Consider the following 14,998-nt stretch of genomic DNA (forward strand, 5'->3'; position numbering starts at 1 on the left):
CCGCCAAGGCTCGCCATGCCCTCGTCCGCCGTGCTCGACCGCCGCCTTCCCGTCACCGTCCTGTCCGGCTTCCTCGGCGCCGGCAAGACCACCTTGCTCAACCGCGTGCTGCGCAACCGCGACGGCCGCCGCGTGGCGGTGATCGTCAACGACATGAGCGAGATCAACATCGATGCCGCGCTGATCCGCGACGGCGGCGCCGCGCTCAGCCGCACCGAAGAGACCCTGGTCGAGTTCAGCAATGGCTGCATCTGCTGCACGCTGCGCGACGACCTGCGCCAGGAGGTGCAGCGCCTGGCCGACAGCGGCCGCTACGACTACCTGCTGATCGAATCCACCGGCATTTCCGAGCCGATGCCGGTCGCCGCCACCTTTGCGGTGCGCGACGAACACGGCCGCAGCCTGGCCGACGTGGCGCGGCTGGACACCATGCTCACCGTGGTCGACGGAGTGAGCTTCCTGCGCGATTTCGGCTCGACCGAGCGCCTGGCCGAGCGCGGCCTGCAAGCTGGCGCCGACGACGAGCGCGGCCTGGTCAACCTGCTGGTGGAGCAGATCGAATTCGCCGATGTGATCGTGATCGGCAAGTGCGACCTGGCCAGCGCGGACACGGTGGCGCGCACCCGCGCGGTACTGCGCGCGCTGAACCGCGACGCGCGCATTGTCGAGGCCCGCGACGGCGACGTGCCATTGGATCTGGTGCTCGACACCGGCCGTTTCGATTTCGTGCGCGCGCAGCTGGCGCCGGGCTGGATGCAGGCGCTGCGCGGCGAGCACACGCCGGAGACCGAGCAGTTCGGCATCGGCAGCTTCGTCTACCGCGCGCAGCGCCCATTCCATCCGTTGCGCTTCGCGCGCCTGGCGCAGCGCGGCCTGCACGACGTGATCCGCAGCAAGGGCTTCTTCTGGCTGGCCAGCCGCATGGATTGGGTCGGCGAACTGTCCATCGTCGGCGCGGCCACCCAGACCCAGGCCGCCGGCTTCTGGTACGCGGCGCGCGAACGCGTGGAGCAGGGCCTGCTGGACACGCCGTTGCCGTTGCCGCCGCAACCGCTGCCCTATACCGAGCTGGGCTGGCAGCGGCAGCACAGCGCGTGCTGGAGCGCACCGCCGCCGCAGGCCGAGGAGGTGGGCGATGCGCGCGAATACGCGGCGCTGCGCGCGCTGTGGCATCCGTTGTGGGGCGACCGCCGCCAGGAACTGGCGCTGATCGGCGTCGGCCTGGACGAGGCGCAGGTGCGTGCCGAACTCGACGCCTGCCTGCTCGACGACGCAGAGCTGGGACGCGGTCCCTCGGCCTGGCAGGCGCTGGCCGATCCGTTCCCGGTGTGGCGGCGCTGAGTTTGTTGCCGATGGCTTCGACGTTTCGGGCCTGGCGTGTGGGTAGCATTGGCGCAGACACATGCTTTGCACGGATGGCTCCGCGCTGCGTTCGTCGCGGCTGAAGCCGCTTGTGTCTGGAGATTGCTCTACAGTTTGAGTGGAGAGCGATGTGCGGCACGCCGACAGGCCGTAGTGTTCAAGCACGTGTAGGAGCCAGGGCGGCCGCACATCGACCTCGTTGCCTAGCCCGAACAGTTGAACGAGCGTTCGCTCGAACTTCACAAGCGTGGGCAGCGACGAGGTGGCTCTCTCCTGTCCCCCAGTCTACCTAACGCTTATGCCTCTTTGGATCGGTATCGATGTGGCCAAGGACACCTTGGCCGTCCACGTGCTTCCCCTGGACCAGTTGCTGTCCTTTCCCAATACCGCCCAGGGCCACCAGCGCCTGTGCGACCACCTTGCCGGGCACTGCGTCGGCAACGCGCTGCTGGAGGCCACCGGCGGCTACGAACGGGCGGTGATGACGGCACTGGCCACGGCAGGGATCCCGGTGACCCGGATCAATCCGCGCCGGGCACGCGCTTTCGCCACGGCCTTGGGCACAACCGCCAAGACCGATCCGCTGGATGCGGCCTTGCTGGCGCGCATGGCTCACCTGGTGCAAGCGCCCGCGCCGGCTCCCGATCCCTTGCGTGAGCAACTGCGCATGCTGGTCCAGCGCCGCGAGCAACTGGTCCAGCAACGTGACGACGAGCGCCGTCGCTTGCATCAGGCGACCCTGGCCATGGTGCGCGCGTGCCTGATCGAGCAGATCGGCGACGTGCGCCGCCGTATCCAGCGGATGAACCAGGCGATCAAGCAGGTGCGGTGCCAGCTCGACGATGCGCTGGCGCACGCCCTGGGCACGGTCCCGGGCATCGGCGAGGTCACCACCGCCAGCCTGATGGCCTATCTGCCCGAACTGGGGACGCTGGATCGTCGCCAGATCGCGGCCCTGGTCGGCCTGGCTCCCTACAACGTGGACAGCGGGCAGCACTGCGGCAAACGCCGCATCCGCGGCGGGCGTGCCACGATCCGACGAGTGCTGTACATGGCCTGTTGGAGCGTTGTGCGCACTCAAGCCTCCTTCAAGGAGCGTTATCAACAGTTACGGGCACGCGGCGAGCCCGCCAAGGTCGCCATCACCGCATGCATGCGCGTGCTGCTTATCCGACTCAACGCCATGGCACGAGATCGCACACCATGGCGTGAGGTTATCGGATGAGAAGACAGTTGCTCCTACAGTGCACATAGCCCGCGACCGCACGTTCTGTAGGAGCGGCTTCAGCCGCGACAGAAGCGGTGGCGCACGCACCACCGCTAACCGCGTGCACCGACCGCGATCAACACGATCGCCAGCAGCGCCGCCAACAGACCCGCGCGGTTCCAGGCGCTGGTCTTCTCGCCGAAGGCCAGCACGCCGAGCAGCGCACCGATCACGATCACGCCCAGGTTCATCGCCGCGAACACCAGCGCCGGGCTGTCCGGCAGCGCCTGGTGCGCGCGCACATAGAACGCGACGTTGCCGAAGTTGAGCGTGCCCAACAGCAGCCCGGCGCCGACGTTGCGCCAGGCCAGCGGTCGGATGCCGCGGACGTGCCGCCACAGCTGCACGCCGAGCAGCAACACGAAGGCGATCGCGAAGGCGACCAGCAGCGAGGCGGCGAACGGCGTGCCGGCCTGGGCGATGCGCTTGAGCGACACGTCGATCAGGGCGAAGCCGGCCCACACCAGCAGCAGCCATGGCGCCGCGCGCGCCGCGCCGGCCGGCACCGGTTCGGGCCGGTGCACGATGCCGGCGATGGCCAGCAGGCCCAGCATCAGCCCCGCCAGCTTGTAGCCGTTGGCGCGCTCGCCGAACAGCGCGAACGCGGCCGCCAGCGACAGCAGCAGCGACAGCCGCTGCGCGGCGTCGGTACGCACGATGCCGGCCAGCGCCACCGCGCGACCCAGTACCAGGAACAGCGCCGGCAGCAGCAAGGCCAGGCCGAGCAGCGCCAGCCACGGCGTCTGCGCGCTGCGCAACGTGGCCAGCGGCGGTTGCAGCAGCGCCGCGCACAGCAACGCCGCGGCCAGGTAGTTCCAGGTCACCGCCTGGGCCAGGTCGATACGCCGGCGCGGCGCCAGCTTCAGCAGCACCGAGACCAGCACGCTGCACACCACACTCAGAAGAACGAACGCCACGCGCAGGGGATCCGGTTGGGGAAGAGAACGCTGCGTGCGCGTGGCCTGCATGTGGCCTGCACCCAGCCCCGCTATTATGAGCGCATGACCTCTCCCGCTTTCCCTACCGAATCCGGCGCGTTGACGCTGGACGGCCCCGTCGGCCCGCTCGAGGCCGCGGTCGATCTGCCCGATGCCGCGGTGGCCGCCTTGCCGGTCACTGCGATCGTCTGCCACCCGCTGTCCACCGAGGGCGGCACCATGCACAACAAGGTGGTGACGATGGTCGCGCGCGCGCTGCGCGAACTCGGCGTGCATGTGGTGCGCTTCAACTTCCGGAGCGTCGGCGCCTCGGCCGGCAGTTTCGACCATGGCGACGGCGAGCAGCAGGACCTGGCCGCAGTGGCGGCCTGGGTGCGCGCGCAGCGCCCGCACGACGCGCTGTGGCTGGCCGGCTTCAGTTTCGGCGCCTATGTGTCCCTGCGCGCCAGCGCCGCGCTGCAGCCACAGGCGTTGGTGTCGATCGCGCCGCCCGCCGGGCGCTGGGATTTCGCCGGTGTGGAACCGCCGCCGCAGTGGCTGGTGATCCAGGGCGACGCGGACGAAATCGTCGAGCCGCAGGCCGTGTACGACTGGCTGGAGACGCTGCCGCAGCAGCCCGAGCTGGTGCGCATGCCCGACACCAGCCATTTCTTCCACCGCAAACTGATCGACCTGCGCGGCGCCTTGCAGCACGTGGTCAAGGCATGGCTGCCGGCGAAACAGGCGTGAGCGCTGTGCGTAGACAGGCGGCCGCATGGCCGCAGGCAGGGCGCTGCGCGGACACGCGCCGATGAGCACCGCGGCCACGCCTTCGCAGCGCTACGCCGCCGGCGTGGCGCGCGGCGACTGGCGCGACGACCCGGCGCAGCACGCCGCGCTGGCCGCGCTGGACCGCATCCACGCCGCGATCGTGGACAGCGACCAGGATGGCTGGCTGGATCGCCTGGCCGCGTTCTGGAAGAAGCCCGAGCCGGTGCGCGGCCTGTACTTCTGGGGCGGCGTAGGCCGCGGCAAGACCTTCCTGGTCGATCTGTTCTACGACGGCTTGCCGATCGAGCAGAAGTACCGCACCCACTTCCACCGCTTCATGCGCGGCGTGCACGAGCGCCTGCGCGAGCACGCCGGGCAGAGCGATCCGCTGGCCAGGATCGCACAGGAATGGCGCACGCAACTGCGCGTGCTGGTGCTGGACGAATTCTTCGTCACCGACATCGGCGATGCGATGCTGCTGGCGCGGCTGCTGGAGCGCCTGTTCGCCGAGGGCGTGACCCTGGTCACCACCTCCAACACCGCGCCGCAGCACCTGTACCTCAACGGCCTGCAGCGCGAGAGCTTCCTGCCGGCGATCGCGCTGCTGCAGAAGTACTGCGTGGAGCTGTACGCCGAAGGGACTGAGGACTACCGCATGCGCGCACTGACCCGCTCGCCGGTGTACCGCGCCGCGCTGGATGCGCAGGCCGACGCATGGCTGGGCGGGCGCTGGAGCGAACTTAGCGGCAATGAAGCCGCGCGCAGCGGCAACATCGTCATCGAGGCGCGCAAGATTCCGGTGCGCGGCCGCGGCAAGAGCATCGCCTGGTTCGATTTCGCCGCGCTGTGCGAAGGCCCGCGCGGGCCGGCCGACTACATCGAGATCGCGCGCGAGTTCAACACCGTGCTGCTCGGCGGCATCCCGCACTTCGACCGCATGAACGAGGACGCGGCGCGGCGTTTTGTCAACCTGATCGACGAACTCTACGACCGCCAGGTCAACCTGGTCTGCACCGCGCAGGACCCGCCGCCGCAGCTGTACAGCGGCGAGCGCCTGGCCGGCGCCTTCGAGCGCACCGCCTCGCGCCTGATCGAGATGCAGAGCGCCGAATACCTGGCCACCGCGCACCGCGCCTGAGGGGGGCGTGTGGGCCGCGGCCTGCCCTGGCGAGGGTCGGATTGCGCTGTGCCGCGGCACAGCGGCCGGGAAGTGTCGTTTACACGGGACGCTTGCCGCTTGCGTTCGTCGCGGCTGAAGCCGCTCCTACAGTGCACCCAGTCAGCCCGCCGCGGTTTCTGTAGGAGCGGCTTCAGCCGCGACGAACGAAGCAAGGCGACCGGCAGACGTCGCATTCCTGTCTGGGCCGACGGCCGCAACGAGCGAAGCGGCGCACGTGCCGACTGGTGCGATCCTGAAAAAATGCTTGCAATTAAATAGCGCGCTATGTAAATTGCGCCCATGCCGAAGCAGCGCGCCCCCGCCGAGATCCCCAGCCGCGACGCGGCGCTGCAGTTGGACCAGCAGCTGTGCTTCGCGCTGTACTCGGCCAACTTGGCCATGCACAAGCTCTACCGCGGCCTGCTGAAGACGCTGGACCTGACCTATCCGCAGTACCTGGTGATGCTGGTGCTGTGGGAAGGGGATGCGCGCACGGTCGGGGCGATCGGCGAGCGCCTGTTCCTGGATTCGGCCACGCTGACGCCGCTGCTGAAGCGCCTGCAGGCCGGCGGCCTGGTCACGCGCGAACGCTCGGCCGACGACGAGCGCCAGGTCGTGGTGCGCCTGACCGCCGCCGGCCGCGCGTTGCGCAACAAGGCTGGCGCGGTGCCCGAGCAGGTGTTCTGCGCGGCGGCGTGCTCGCTGCAGGAACTGCGCCAGCTCAAGCAGCAACTGGAAACCTTGCGCGGCAACCTGGGCGGCGGCTGACGCCCTTGCCACGGAGCCGACACCAAGCAATGACGTTTCGTTAATTAAGTAGTCTGCTATTAAATAGCTGTCAATCAACCGGCGCGACGCGCCTCATCAGGAGCAACCACCATGGCCTTACCCGAAAAGATCCTCTACACCGCCCACGCCACCGCGACCGGCGGCCGCGAAGGCCGCGCCGTGTCCTCCGACAAGGCGCTGGACGTGAAGCTGTCCACTCCGCGCGAACTGGGCGGCGCTGGCGGCGACGGCACCAATCCGGAGCAGCTGTTCGCGGCCGGCTATTCGGCCTGCTTCATCGGCGCGATGAAGGCGGTGGCCGCGCAGGACAAGCAGAAGTTGCCGGGCGAGATCAGCATCGAAGGCAGCGTCGGCATCGGCCAGATCCCGGGCGGTTTCGGTATCGCGGTGGAACTGCGCATCGCGGTGCCGGGCATGCCGCGCGAAGAGCTGCAGGCGCTGGTCGACAAGGCGCACCAGGTCTGCCCGTACTCCAACGCGACCCGCGGCAACATCGACGTGAATCTGGTCGTCCTCGACTGATCGATGCGGCCTGTCCGAAGACCCCGTCGCGCGTCCTGCGCGGCGGGGTTTTTTGCTGTCTGCCATACGGCAGTGGTCGAGTCAGCATGGCATGCGCTGCGACGCGATCGAGAGCGAGGGCGGAAGTTGGTCGGTGGAGAACTAGACGGCCTTGAACGTGCCGGCGGAACCAACTTGGTCGGGCGTGTTCCGGATGTGGGCGTGCGCGATCGCTCTGTTTTACACGCGCGGCGGTCATTGGCCCATGGCCGAGAGAGTCGCCGCTGCTTTTGCTGCCGCTGTTGCTTTTGCTTTTGATCTACCGGGTCTCCTCGGCGCGGCAGACCCGGCGGGCGAATACCCGAAGGGCGGCGCGCAGGATGCGCGACGTTTTTCGCTGGCACATGGGTGAGCCGGATAAAGGCGAAGCACTGCTTCGCCCCGGCGAACGGGCAGGCGCCGTGAGGCGCCTTGTTGTGGTCAAGTTTTGGTGGACACGTGGATAGGGGGTTTCAGGTAGTGGCTTTCTCGTAGTCGGCTGGAGATCGATAGCCGAGGGTGGAGTGCAGGCGGTGGGTGTTGTAGAAGCCGACGATGTAGTGGGTGATATCGGCGATGGCCTCGTTGGGGTTGGTGTAGCGACGCTGCCAGACGCGCTCCATTTTCAGGCTCAGGAAGAACCGCTCCATTACCGCGTTGTCCCAGCAGTTGCCCTTGCGGCTCATGCTGGCCACCAGCTTGTGCTTGGTCAGCAGGTCGCGGTGGGCCTGGCTGGCGTACTGGCTGCCGCGGTCGCTATGCACGATCAGCCCCGGCTTGGGCTGGCGCAGGGCAATGGCCATCTGCAAGGCGGTACAGACCAGCTCGGCCGGCATGGTCGGTGCCATTGCCCAGCCCACCACCTTGCGCGAGTACAGGTCCAGCACCGCGGCCAGGTACAGCCAGCCGCGCTCGGTGCGGATGTAGGTGATATCGGCCACCCAGGCCTGGTCGAGGGCGTCCGGGTTGAAGCGCCGATCCAGATGGTTGTCCGCCACCGGCATCTCGTGTCGGCTGTCGGTGGTATGGACGAACTTGCGCCTCCAGCGCGCCTTCAGTCCCTGCTGCTTCATCAGGCGGCGGACTCGATGGCGACTGGCGGGCAGACCCTGGGCCTTCAGGCTCGCGCTCAGCCGGCGGCTGCCATAGTTGCCGCCGCTGGCCTGGAACGCCGTCTGCAATGGCGCAGCGAGCGTGCACGCCCTCGGTGCTGAGCGCCGCCGACGGGCCGCATACAGCCCCGAGCGGCTCACGCCCAGCAGCTGGCACAGCCGGGCGGTTGCGGCCTTCTCCTGCCACTGATCGATCATCTGCTGGATCATTTCAGTTCCCAGGCGAAGAAGGCCGATGCTTTTTTTAACAAGCTGTTGTCCTCACGCAGTCGCTGGTTCTCCCGTTCCAACTCACGGATGCGTTGCTGCTCGGGGGTCAGGGGCCGACCTTGCCCAGGCTGGCCGGCATGCTCGGCCTCGTATTGGGCCAGCCAGCGACGCACGGCGCTATCGACCAAGTCCAGGTCGCGGCACACCTGACCCACGCTCAGGCCTTGGTCGCGGATCATTTGCACCACCTGCAGCTTGAAGGCGGTATCGAAATTTCTACGGATACGGGGCGTCATGTCGTTCAAAGTCCTCGCTGGGGATGATCATCCCCTATCGAGGTGTCCACGAGAATTAGACCAGGACACCTGCCCCGGGCTTGGCCGCGGAGCGGACAAGTGCCATCGAAAAATGCCCGTTGGGGCTGCGGACCCGGAGCGCGTAGCGCGGAGGGCGCGCTGCGGGGTGTGCTTGACCAGCCTTCGGCTGTGGTAAAGCGCTTCTTTTGGTTAATTTTCTTTGCACAAGCAAAGAAAAGTGACCCGCGCCAGCGGAAGCTCTTGCTCTTGCTCTTGCTTCAAAGCTTCAAGCTTCAAAGCTTCAAAAGCTCAATGCCAGAACCAAGGCAAAGGCAAAGGCTTTCGCCTTGCGGCGAGTCACTTTTCTTTGCTCGCGCAAAGAAAAGTAACCAAAAGAAAGCGCGCCCTGCCTAGCGCCCTCCGCGCTGCGCGCTCCGGGTCCGCGTCCATACCGGGGATTCGCGGAAGGGGCATCCTGCCCCTGCCGCGAACGGCGCACATCCATGTGCGCCGCCCTTCGGGTTTTTCCCCGCCATGGCCGCCGCTTCGGAAGGGAACCCAGTAAGTCAAAAGCAATGGCAACAGCAACAGCAACCGCCAAAGCAACAGCAACAGCAACAGCAACGCCTCACGCGATGACGCTGACAACAGCGCCGACGGTGGCGGGCCGCCTGTCATGGCGACAGCGATCGCATCGCCCTCGTACCGAACCCTTTGCCGTACCGACAGCCGCGGCGGCATTGCTGTGGCGCAGATTGAGGTGGAACTGGGTCAATGTAATAGTGCAGATCTCATCACTTTTGTGCGCGCCATGCTCAGTTCCGCCTACACCGCCGAGACCGTCGCCGCTTTCATCCAGGGCGCGCGCCGCCTGCTGGTGCTCACCGGTGCCGGCATGTCCGCCGAGAGCGGCGTGCCGACCTTCCGTGGTCAGGACGACAGCCTGTGGGCGCGCTTCGATCCGCAGCAGCTGGCCACCGAGGACGCCTGGCGGACGAACCCGGCGCTGGTGTGGGGTTGGTACCGCTGGCGCATGGCCATCGTCGCGCAGGCCCAGCCGCATGCCGGGCACCACGCGTTGGTGCGCCTGGCCGGACTGAAGCGCACCACGCTGGTGACCCAGAACGTGGACGACCTGCACCAGCGCGCCGGCAGCGAAGTCGCCGCACACCTGCACGGGCGGCTATCGGCGTTGCGTTGCGGCGATTGCGGCCAGGCCTGGCACGGACTGCTGCCGCCGATCGACCTGCAGGCACCGACCCAGCGCCTGGCGCCGCCGGCGTGCGCGGCCTGCGGCGGCGCCGTGCGCCCGGGCGTGGTCTGGTTCGGCGAGGCGTTGCCGGCCGCCGACTGGGCGCGCGCCGATCGCGCCGCCGATGCCGCCGACCTGGTGCTGGTGATCGGCAGCTCCGGCCTGGTCCATCCGGCGGCCGGGCTGCCGTTGCGTGCCAAGGAGCGCGGCGCCTACGTGGTCGAAATCAATCCCGACCCCAGCGGCCTGTCTTCGCGCGCCGACCTGCACTGGCGCGATAGCGCCGCGGCGGCACTGCCGCTGTTGCTGCAGCGCTGGCCGGCGGGCTGAGGCCGGCGCAAGCGCCGTGCCGCGGCAATCGCGACAGACCGCCAGCGCCGCCGCGGCGGCCCTTGCAGCGTATGCGATACGGCCCGCACCAGGCGCGATCCGGCGCCCGGCCGCAGAGGTTTGCCGCCCGCAGCGGCAAACTCTTGCCCCGCTTGGGTTTTCAGTTTTATGACTACATTTAGCGTTGACGACGCCCGGGGACCACACTATCTTGTGGTGGTCGGTTCCAGCGGCCACCAGGCTGCGGGATCAAAAGGGAAGCCGGTGCGGCGCGCGAGCGCTTAGGCCGGCGCTGCCCCGCAGCGGTAATTGGGAACGAACCCGTCACCCGCACTGAGGCGCCCTGCCTTGGGAAGCGATGGGCTAGGACACCGGCCATCGGCCGTCGCCCATAAGCCCGAAGACCTGCCGACAGCCGCGCGATGCACACAGCGCGGCGCCGACCGTTACATCTCCGGGGGGAGAGGGTCGGTGAAGCGTTGACCGCCCGCAGGCCTCGCGCCTGCGCCGTTGCGGTCTCTGCGACACCGCGTCTTCACCTGCTGATCCGGTCGGACCGTTGCCTGCGAGGGTCAGGCAGCCAGGTGCACCACGCTTGGAGACCTTCATGAGCCAGACCCACAGCCTGCCGGCCGCAGCCCCCCTCGACACCGCCGATGTCGACCCCACGCCTGCCGCCGCCGCTGCCGCGCAGCCCGATGCGGCCGCCAGCGAGCCGAGCAACGACCAGCGCGCCGTGACCTGGATCGTCAAGGACGGCGGCAACCGCCGCATGGCCTTCGACCGCTCGCGCCTGCAGCGCACCCTGGACCGGATCCATGCCGAGTTCCCGCAGCTGGACGTGGTCGACTACGAGCGCAAGGCGTTCGCCTTCGTCGAGAAGAAGGAAAGCCTGTCGGCCGACGAGATGGTCGACTACCTGATCCGCGAGGCCGAGTCGCGCGTGGACATCGCCACGCCGGAGTGGGAGTACTTCGCCGCGCGCCTGTACCTGCACCGCCTGTACAAGCGCGCCAGCAAGAACCGCTTCTACGATGCCGGCGAGAAGTACGGCTCCTACGTCGGCCTGCAGGAAAGCCTGGCCGACCGCGGCGTGTATTCGATCGACATCCTCAAGAACTACTCCAAGGACGAACTCGCCGAAGCCGGCAAGATGATCGACCCGGAGCGCGACAAGCTGTTCGCCTACAACGGCCTGTACCTGCTGGCTACGCGCTACCTGGCCACCGACAACTCGCGCAAGGTCTACGAGCTGCCGCAGGAGCGCTGGCTGACCATCGCGCTGTACCTGATGCAGGACGAAAAGCCTCGCGAACGCCGCATGCAGCTGGTCGGCGAGGCCTACTGGGCGCTGTCCAACCTGTACATGACCGTGGCCACGCCGACCCTGGCCAATGCCGGCAAGATCGGCGGGCAGCTGTCGAGCTGCTTCATCGACACCGTCGACGACAGCCTGCAGGGCATCTACGACTCCAATACCGACGTGGCGCGCGTGTCCAAGCACGGCGGCGGCGTCGGCGCCTACCTGGGCTACGTGCGCTCGTCCGGCTCGGCGATCCGCGGGGTCAAGAATTCCAGCGGCGGCGTGGTGCCGTGGATCAAGCAGCTCAACAACACCGCGGTGTCGGTGGACCAGCTCGGCCAGCGCAAGGGTGCCATCGCCGTGTACCTGGACATCTGGCACCGCGACATCGAGGCGTTCCTGGACCTGCGCCTGAACAACGGCGACCAGCGCCTGCGCGCGCACGACGTATTCACCGCGGTGTGCGTGCCGGACATCTTCATGGAAGCGGTGGAGCGCCGCGGCGAGTGGTACCTGTTCGACCCGCACGAGGTGAAGGAGGTCAAGGGCTGGTACCTGCAGGACTTCTTCGACGAGAAGCGCGGCGAAGGCACGTTCCGCGCCAGGTACGAGGAAGTGGTCGCCGACGAGCGTATCGGCCGCAAGGTGGTCAAGGCCATCGACATGCTCAAGCGGATCATGGTCAGCCAGCTGGAGACCGGCAACCCGTTCATGTTCTATCGCGACGAAGTCAATCGCATGAACCCGAACAAGCACCAGGGCATGGTCTATTCCAGCAACCTGTGCACCGAGATCCTGCAGAACATGAGCCCGACCCGGGTCATCCAGGAGATGATCAGCGGCGACCAGATCGTGACCACCAAGCAGGCCGGCGACTTCGTGGTGTGCAACCTGTCCTCGGTGAACCTGGGCCGCGCGGTCACCGCGCAGCCGGACCTGCTGTCGCCCGACGTGCTGGAACGGCTGATCCGGGTGCAGGTGCGCATGCTCGACAACGTCATCGATCTCAATGATCTGCCGGTGCCGCAGGCCACCATCACCAACCAGAAGTACCGCGCGATCGGCCTGGGCACCTTCGGCTGGCACCACCTGCTGGCGCAGAAGGGCATCGAGTGGAATTCCCGGCAGGCCGAGGACTATTGCGACGAGCTGTACGAGCGCATCAACTACCTGACCATCCAGGCGAGCCTGGCGCTGGCCAAGGAGAAGGGCGCGTACAAGGTGTTCAAGGGCAGCGACTGGCAGAACGGCGAGTACTTCAGCAAGCGCGGCTATGACAGCGCCGAGTGGCAGGAACTGGCCGCGCAGGTCAGCATCAACGGCGTGCGCAACGCGTGGATGATCGCGGTGGCGCCGAACATGAGCACCGCGCAGATCGCCGGCTCCACCGCCTCGATCGACCCGATCTACAGCGCGTTCTACTACGAAGAGAAGAAGGACTTCCGCCGCCCGGTGGTGGCCCCGGGCCTGAACGTGGACACCTATCCGTACTACGAGAAGGGCGCCTACCGGGTCGACCAGTTCGCCAGCGTGCGCCAGAACGCGCGCCGCCAGCGCCACGTCGACCAGTCGATCAGTTTCAACTTCTACGTACCCAGCACGATCCGCGCCAGCACCCTGCTCGATCTGCACATGACCGCGTGGAAGGAAGGCCTGAAGACCACCTACTACGTGCGCTCCAACGACATCGACATCAGCGAATGCGAGTGGTGCTCGAGCTGATCGCCACCCCGTAGCGGCGCCGGTGCGCGCATGGCCTTCCCGCGGGAACGCCATGCGCCCGCTGCGTCGTCCCGCATCGCCGCGCCGCTTGCCGGCGCCGTTCAACCGACTACCGAATCCGACCCATGGCTATTGCGCTCGACCGCATCAAGATCCTCGAACCGATGCATCCCAACCGTTCCACCGGGATCATCAACGGCACCACCAGCGGCATCCTCAACTGGAACGACATCCCGTACCCGTCGTTCTATCGCGCGTACAAAGAGCTGTCGACCAACTTCTGGATCCCCGACGAGGTGGACATGAAGGGCGACGCCAAGCAGTACGGCGAACTGTCGGCGCGCGAGAAGAACGCCTACGACTCGATCATCGGCTTGCTGGCCACGCTGGATTCGCCGCAGACGCGCTTCATCTACAACGTCGCCGAATACATCACCGACCCGGCCGCGCACGCCAACGCGGCGATCATCGGCCAGCAGGAGGTGATCCACAACGAGAGCTATTCCTACGTGCTGGCCTCCATCGCCGGGCTGGCCGACCAGAACCGCGTGTTCGAGATCGCGCGCACGCATCCGACCATCATCGCGCGCAACCAGCCGATCATGCAGGCCTACGACGACTTCATGCGCGACAAGACCGCAGAGACCTTGCTGCGTTCGCTGATCCAGTCCTCGATCCTGGAAGGCATCAACTTCTATTCCGGTTTCGCGTATTTCTACAATCTTGTGCGACAGAACCGCATGACCGGCACCGGCAAGATCATCAGCTTCATCAACCGCGACGAACTGGCGCATACCAAGTTCATCAGCGAGCTGATCCGCGCCATCATCGGCGAGAACGCCGAGCTGCAGAGCAACGAGCTGACCGACTACGTGCACCAGGCGTTCGAGCATGCGATCCGGCTGGAGACCGAATGGTCCGCGGAAGTGCTGGACGGCATCGAGGGCATCGACGTGGACGAGATGATCCAGTACGTGAAGTACCGCGCCAACAAGATGTCCGGCATGCTCGGCATCGAGAAGCTGTACACCGACGCCAGCGACAACGTGATGCCGTGGATCAAGGCCTACGCGGACAACTTCACCGAGACCAAGACCGACTTCTTCGAGATGCGCAACGCCAGCTACAAGAAGACCAACTCGGACAACGGCTTCGACGATCTGTGAGGGGTTGGGATTGGGGAGCCGGGATTCGGGATTGGTAAAAGCCATGCCGAACCTGTCTTTCCCAACCACTGATCTGCTATGCCCACGCATTGACTCTGAGAAGCAGCGATCCGGGAATGTGTGAGGCGTGATTTGCTCGCCGTCACGCCGCCCCGCTTTCACCAATCTCGAATCCAGAATCCTCCAGTCCCCGCCTCATGCGCCTCCTGCTCGCCTACGCTTCGCTCAGCGGCAACACCCGCGACGTCGCCCGCCGCGTGCAGGCGCAGTGCGAGGCCGCGGGGCATCAAGTGACCTTGATCCATACCGACGTGCAGACCCTGCACGGCGTGCTTGGCGACGCCGCGCATGCGGCCGGCTTCGACCTGCACCTGCTCGGCAGCTGGAGCGACAACGCCGGGCGCACCCCGGCAGAGATGAAGCGCTACATCGCCGACCTGGTCGAGGCGGCGGGCAAGAGGATCGAGGTCGCCGCGTTCGGCACCGGCGAGACGCAGTGGGGGCTGGAGTACTACTGCGGCGCGGTCAAGCGCATCGCCCGTTTTTTCGACAGCGCCTATCCGTTGCTGGAGATCGAGCAGATGCCGCATGGCGACCGCGACACCGCCGCGATCGACGCCTGGTGCGCGCAGGTGCTGGCGCTGCGCGCCGCACGTGCGACCGAGGTTGCCGCTGCCGAATCCGCGTCCGCCAGCGCGGCCGGATTCGCCGCGCTGGCGTTGCCGCCGCACGGCAGCGGCTGACGCTGCATTCGTCCATCGGTTTTTCCTGGCATCGCCGGCGTCGCACCTTCCCGCGCCGG

General features: G+C 67.1%; 13 protein-coding genes and 1 riboswitch. Of the genes, 11 read left to right on the plus strand and 2 right to left on the minus strand.

Translation table 11 applies throughout. The annotated features are described in order from the left end of the window. Positions 1 to 15 precede the first annotated feature (15 nt). Both KHF85_RS01175 and KHF85_RS01180 read left to right on the plus strand, forming a co-directional pair. Positions 16 to 1,341: a GTP-binding protein gene (locus KHF85_RS01175; protein WP_284568199.1), complete on the plus strand. Its 1,326-nt coding sequence runs from the start codon at positions 16 to 18 to the stop codon at positions 1,339 to 1,341. A gap of 319 nt (positions 1,342 to 1,660) precedes the next feature. Next, on the plus strand, positions 1,661 to 2,587 hold the full coding sequence (locus tag KHF85_RS01180) for an IS110 family RNA-guided transposase (protein ID WP_284567062.1): 927 nt from the start codon (positions 1,661 to 1,663) through the stop codon (positions 2,585 to 2,587). A gap of 95 nt (positions 2,588 to 2,682) precedes the next feature. On the opposite strand, the gene KHF85_RS01185 is transcribed toward KHF85_RS01180, so the two are convergent. After that, entirely contained in the window at positions 2,683 to 3,546 is an 864-nt protein-coding gene (locus tag KHF85_RS01185; protein WP_284568200.1) for an EamA family transporter, read from the minus strand. 84 nt (positions 3,547 to 3,630) lie between these two features. Here KHF85_RS01185 and KHF85_RS01190 point away from each other — a divergent pair, with 84 nt between their 5' ends. The 5 genes from KHF85_RS01190 (at position 3,631) to KHF85_RS01210 (ending at position 7,178) form a co-directional block, all read left to right on the plus strand. Beyond that, on the plus strand, positions 3,631 to 4,296 hold the full coding sequence (locus tag KHF85_RS01190) for an alpha/beta hydrolase (RefSeq protein WP_284568201.1): 666 nt from the start codon (positions 3,631 to 3,633) through the stop codon (positions 4,294 to 4,296). Between the two features lie 61 nt (positions 4,297 to 4,357). After that, on the plus strand, positions 4,358 to 5,455 hold the full coding sequence (zapE, locus tag KHF85_RS01195; RefSeq protein WP_053838093.1) for a cell division protein ZapE: 1,098 nt from the start codon (positions 4,358 to 4,360) through the stop codon (positions 5,453 to 5,455). A 321-nt stretch (positions 5,456 to 5,776) separates the two neighbouring features. Further along, on the plus strand, positions 5,777 to 6,244 hold the full coding sequence (locus KHF85_RS01200) for a MarR family winged helix-turn-helix transcriptional regulator (protein ID WP_064538942.1): 468 nt from the start codon (positions 5,777 to 5,779) through the stop codon (positions 6,242 to 6,244). 111 nt (positions 6,245 to 6,355) lie between these two features. Beyond that, the gene (locus KHF85_RS01205) at positions 6,356 to 6,787 is read left to right on the plus strand and encodes an organic hydroperoxide resistance protein (protein ID WP_284568202.1); all 432 of its coding nucleotides are present in this window, start codon (positions 6,356 to 6,358) and stop codon (positions 6,785 to 6,787) included. Positions 6,788 to 6,938: 151 nt separating this feature from the next. Then, positions 6,939 to 7,178 (plus strand): hypothetical protein, encoded by a 240-nt coding sequence (locus KHF85_RS01210; protein WP_284568203.1) that lies wholly within the window; start codon positions 6,939 to 6,941, stop codon positions 7,176 to 7,178. A 100-nt stretch (positions 7,179 to 7,278) separates the two neighbouring features. Here the strand turns inward: KHF85_RS01210 and KHF85_RS01215 are convergent. After that, positions 7,279 to 8,423, minus strand: a protein-coding gene (locus KHF85_RS01215) for an IS3 family transposase (RefSeq protein WP_284568204.1) whose coding sequence is annotated in 2 segments (ribosomal slippage) — positions 7,279 to 8,171 and positions 8,171 to 8,423 — 1,146 coding nt in all. Because the reading frame shifts where the segments join, the coding sequence is not laid out codon by codon here. Positions 8,424 to 9,234: 811 nt separating this feature from the next. On the opposite strand from KHF85_RS01215, the gene KHF85_RS01220 reads away from it, so the two are divergent. From KHF85_RS01220 to KHF85_RS01235, 4 genes are all read left to right on the plus strand, one after another. Beyond that, positions 9,235 to 10,005 carry an SIR2 family NAD-dependent protein deacylase gene (locus KHF85_RS01220; protein ID WP_284568205.1) on the plus strand — a complete coding sequence of 257 codons (771 nt, stop codon included), beginning with the start codon at positions 9,235 to 9,237 and terminating at the stop codon, positions 10,003 to 10,005. Positions 10,006 to 10,209: 204 nt separating this feature from the next. After that, a riboswitch (cobalamin riboswitch) is annotated at positions 10,210 to 10,432 on the plus strand. 180 nt (positions 10,433 to 10,612) lie between these two features. Next, entirely contained in the window at positions 10,613 to 13,030 is a 2,418-nt protein-coding gene (locus tag KHF85_RS01225) for a ribonucleoside-diphosphate reductase subunit alpha (protein WP_284568206.1), read from the plus strand. A gap of 125 nt (positions 13,031 to 13,155) precedes the next feature. Next, on the plus strand, positions 13,156 to 14,196 hold the full coding sequence (locus KHF85_RS01230) for a ribonucleotide-diphosphate reductase subunit beta (RefSeq protein WP_003476601.1): 1,041 nt from the start codon (positions 13,156 to 13,158) through the stop codon (positions 14,194 to 14,196). A 197-nt stretch (positions 14,197 to 14,393) separates the two neighbouring features. Then, positions 14,394 to 14,939, plus strand: coding sequence for a flavodoxin (locus KHF85_RS01235; protein ID WP_284568207.1), 546 nt, complete (start codon positions 14,394 to 14,396; stop codon positions 14,937 to 14,939). Positions 14,940 to 14,998 lie beyond the last annotated feature (59 nt).

It is taken from the genome of Xanthomonas graminis pv. graminis (assembly GCF_030168915.1).
GTDB lineage: Bacteria > Pseudomonadota > Gammaproteobacteria > Xanthomonadales > Xanthomonadaceae > Xanthomonas_A > Xanthomonas_A translucens.